The sequence below is a fragment of the Microcystis sp. M083S1 genome, from assembly GCF_020246405.1.
In the GTDB taxonomy this organism is placed as follows: domain Bacteria; phylum Cyanobacteriota; class Cyanobacteriia; order Cyanobacteriales; family Microcystaceae; genus Microcystis; species Microcystis aeruginosa_C.
The window spans coordinates 1-2,803 of record NZ_JADBTB010000108.1 but is presented as its reverse complement, the minus strand read 5'-3'; the positions used below and the strand labels follow the sequence as shown (position 1 = coordinate 2,803).

Genomic DNA, 2,803 nt, shown 5'->3' with positions numbered 1-2,803 from the left:
TCATAATTCATAATTCATAATTCCCCCACTCCCCAATTCATAATTCATAATTCATAATTCCCCCACTCCCCAATTCATAATTCATAATTCATAATTCCCCCACTCCCCAATTCATAATTTATAATTCATAATTCCCCCACTCCCCAATTCATAATTTATAATTCATAATTCCCCCACTCCCCAATTCATAATTTATAATTCATAATTCCCCCACTCCCCAATTCATAATTTATAATTCATAATTCATAATTCCCCTACTCCCCAACCCCCAACTCCTTGCTGATTCCGAAAAAAAAGGGGTAGGCAAAGGCCCACCCTAGGATTAATGATTATTCAATCAAACCTTAGACATCGTAGTAGAGAGAGAACTCGTAGGGGTGGGGACGTAAGCGCATCGGGTTAACTTCGTTATCGAGTTTGTAGGTGATCCAGTTTTGGATAAAGTCTTCGGTAAAAACACCAGAATCGGTCAAGAAAGCGTGATCTTTTTCGAGACTTTCCAGAGCTGCTTCTAGAGAACCGGGGGTAGAGGGTATTTTTGACAATTCTTCGGGGCTGAGTTCGTAGATATCCACATCGAGAGGTTCCCCCGGTTCAATTTGATTTTTAATCCCATCGATACCGGCACAGAGCATGGCGGCAAAAGCGAGGTAGGGGTTAGAAGTGGCATCAGGACAACGGAATTCTAAACGTTTGGCTTTTGGGTTGCTTCCCGATAAAGGAATCCGAATCGAAGCGGAGCGATTACCTTGGGAGTAGGCCAGGTTTACGGGGGCCTCAAAACCGGGGACGAGACGCTTGTAAGAGTTGGTGGTGGGGTTAGTTAAAGCTAAGAGCGCGGGAGCGTGTCTAAGCAAACCACCGATGTAGTACAATGCCATTTGGCTAAGTCCGGCGTATTTATCCCCAGCGAACAGGGGTTGACCATCTTTCCAGATAGACTGGTGAACGTGCATCCCGGAACCATTATCACCAAAGATGGGTTTGGGCATAAAGGTGACGGTTTTACCGTATTTCTTGGCCACGTTCTTAATGCAGTATTTATAGGTCATCAAGTAGTCGGCGGCCCGTACTAGGGTAGAGAATTTAATCCCTAACTCGTTTTGACCACCAGTAGCGACTTCATGGTGATGTTTTTCGATGGGAACTCCGCAGTCGGCCATGGTTAAGAGCATTTCCGTGCGAATGTCTTGAGAGGTATCGGTGGGACTAACGGGAAAATAACCCTGTTTGTAGGCGGGTTTATAGGCGAGATTTCCGTCTTTTTCGTCTTTACCGCTATTCCAACGACCTTCGACACTATCCATGTAGTAATAGCCGGAGTTGGCGGTTTGGTCAAAACGAGCGCTATCAAAGAGGAAAAATTCTGCTTCCGGTCCAAAAAATACGGTATCACCTAAACCGGTACTGCTAAGATAATCGATCGCTTTCTGAGCAATAGAGCGAGGATCGCGGCTATACCATTCACCGGTTCTGGGTTCTTTGATGCTACAGATCATGCTTAGGGTAGGTTCCTTGTAGAAGGGATCGATCCAAGCAGTGGTAGGATCGGGAACCATGGCCATATCGGATTCGTTAATTGCTTTCCAACCGCGAATACTGGAACCATCGAAGGCAACACCATCGCTGAAAGAGCTTTCATCGATTTGATCGTAGTAGAACGAGCAGTGTTGCCAGATACCTGGCATATCAATAAATTTCAGGTCGATAATCTTAATATTGTTGTCCTGAATCATTTTCAAGACTTCTTGTGGCGTTTCGGGCATGGAAAACTCCTTTGACGTATGGATCGGTTCTTAAGCTTCTCAAAAAAACCATCCTAAACAGTCACTTTGACCGTTTTTGTATTTTTCGATACAAAATCTTTGATCCTAGCTTGAAAAAATCTGTAATTTCCTTGTTCAGGTCGGTAATGGCTCCGAATGGCGATTTGCCCATCGGCTTCTACTACCTCTTGCTATAGCTCAAGGAGGTTCGTTTGTGCAAACATTTGCCGTCTAGAGATTTTCTGCTCACTTAAAAGCTTATACATTTTACCCCAGATACTCAAATACACCTCGAAGAAAAGATTTTGTTAACAAAGTGTCATACTAGATCCTGTTTTAAAAAATGATAACAATCAGTCATAAGTTAGCTTGACTGCTTCTGTATCTATCTTTCAGTTCCTCTGAACTTAGATGTTCGGCTAAGTAAGCTTTCTTGGGCATTTTATATCCTCGTCTTTACTCGTTTTATTATAACAGGATTTAGTATGACGGGCCTTTTAGGTCAGGCCATGTCCCTTTTTCTTGACTTCTACCTGCTAAGCTGAGAACTTCCCACTGTCCAATCTGCTAATTTCACACTTTCTTTAGATTTATAGTCATTTCAATTAAGATTGAGAATATAAATGCCAGAGTTCATAAGATTTTCATCGGTCTAGATTGTATCAGACTTATCTGAAATGACTATATCTTCTATCTTGATGTCTGATCGGTTTTGGCAGTGTCTGACCGTTTCCGTTCCTAGGAAATCGTGAAAAGAAAAAAAGAAGTGATCAAGTGCTAAGTAGGTAGGCGTTAAAAGTTGTCAGATCCCCCCGCCTATCGGCACCCCCCTTATCAAGGGGGGCAGGGGGGATCGAACCTAAAATCCATTTTTAATTTAATTATAACCAGCTACTTAATTATGAGATGATCGATGCAGGAAGAAAAAGCGATATTTAATATCAACAATACTTTTTATCGACCGGAGAGTAAAATCGTCCGAGATTTAGGAGTTTTAGGGGCGGCAATTGCCCAAAAAGAGCGGGGCAGTTTGCGGG

At 42.7% G+C, this 2,803-nt stretch carries 1 protein-coding gene and 1 pseudogene; one reads left to right on the top strand and one right to left on the bottom strand.

Translation table 11 applies throughout. The features are described 5' to 3' along the window. Nucleotides 1-344 precede the first annotated feature (344 nt). A complete protein-coding gene (gene glnA / locus IM450_RS11245; RefSeq protein WP_002748126.1) occupies nucleotides 345-1,766 on the bottom strand; it encodes a type I glutamate--ammonia ligase in 1,422 nt (473 codons plus the stop codon). A gap of 913 nt (nucleotides 1,767-2,679) precedes the next feature. Between glnA and IM450_RS22505 the strand changes: the two are divergent. Continuing rightward, nucleotides 2,680-2,803 (top strand): annotated as a pseudogene (locus IM450_RS22505) (tRNA (guanine-N1)-methyltransferase); the annotation flags it as partial.